Annotated in this window: 1 protein-coding gene; it reads right to left on the bottom strand. The window is 66.7% G+C overall.

The annotated features are described in order from the left end of the window. Positions 1-1,443 (bottom strand): transposase (locus DC522_RS36685; protein WP_116532689.1); only part of this gene is annotated, 1,443 nt, incomplete at both ends.

A 1,443-nucleotide genomic window follows, 5' to 3' on the forward strand; every position in this document is an offset into this window, starting at 1 on the left:
CCCGAGATAGGTGAAAAACGACAGCCCGAGCTTGCGGCAGGTCTTCTGCAGGCCCAGCATCACGTCGCGTGCCAGGCGGCCATCCACACTCATCGTGCCGCCGGAGATCTTGCGCTTGATCACGCAGGCGCGCAGGTCATTCTCGGACGCATTGGTGTGGAGCGGGATCTCCGGGCGCTCGAGCACCCGCAGCAGTTCGCCCTTGCGCCGCGCCAGCCGGGCCAGCAGCGCATCGAGATCCTTGTAGCCCGTGCGTAGTCCAAAAATCTTGTCGAATTGCTGCCGAAACACTCTCTCCCTGCCCGGTGCAGGGCTTTGCTTCCACAGCTTCAGACCGCGGTAAAAACACCAGATCGCCTGGCGGACCAGTTCCACCGCCTGGGCCTGCTTGGGTGAGGCGGGCATCAGCTTCTGCAGGTGCCGCTCCGCATGAACCCAGCACAAAGCATGCTTGGCGACGCGGAACTGGCCGGCATCATCGGAGACCACGACGGTGGTCTCCATCAGCCCGTGATGCCGGATCGCACCCCAGGTGGCGGCTTCGTTCAGTGTCTGGAGCAGGGGCCGGTCGAAGATGCTGATCGAGCACCGGGCCAGATGCTCCAGCCAGTCCATCTGCGAGCGGAACACTTGGCCCTGGAGCTTCGTCAACCGGGCGATCACGGCGGCCTCGACAGGCTGCCGGCGCAGATAATCCAGCGCCGCCTCGTTGACGACGTAGTCGTCACAGCCGGCCCGCAGCTGCGTCAGGAAGTTCAGGCGCGATTTCGACCGCCCGGTGCGGAACACGGTGAAGCGCTCGCCGCCGATCTGCGTGGTCACACCAGGACGGCGGGCATGGCGCGCACCAGTATCGTCGACGGTGAGGTAAGGCGAGGAGACCAGGCCGGCCTGCAGGATCGCGTGGTCTTCCTGCGCGAACGGCTCCAGATCAGTGGTGAGCAGGCGCACCACTTGCCGCTTGGAGATGGCAAGGCCGATCCCATTCAGAAGATCGGTGAGCCGCTCGGTGGTCACTTGGCCTTGCGTGTGCAGGGCCAGACAGAACCGCCGCACGCCGAGGCCGAACCCGCCCGCGATCCCGGCTGGCAACGGCGCGATGATGGTCTGGCCCTCGGGCGTCACCCAGCGTTCCCGTTTGTAGCGCACCACCTCGGCGGCCAACACGAGATCCCGGCGCACCACCGTCTTGTAGCCTTTGAAGCGCGAGCCCGCCGGGACCTCGGCCCGGATCGTGACCTCGCGGGTGACCCGATCCCGTTTGGCCCTGCGCCCGGGGCGCCGGCCCGGCTTGGCGAGCCGCGGCTGAGTGGCTTTCTCCAGGCCGGACGGCTTGAACGGCGGGCGCGGCGGCAGGTTCTTGAGCCGGGCGATCTCGTCCTTCAAGGCCTGATTGCTGGCGTGCAGGTTGCTGTTGTCGAGGCGCAGCCGCTCGACCTCCTC

This window comes from Microvirga sp. KLBC 81, from assembly GCF_003075415.1.
Classification (GTDB): domain Bacteria; phylum Pseudomonadota; class Alphaproteobacteria; order Rhizobiales; family Beijerinckiaceae; genus Microvirga.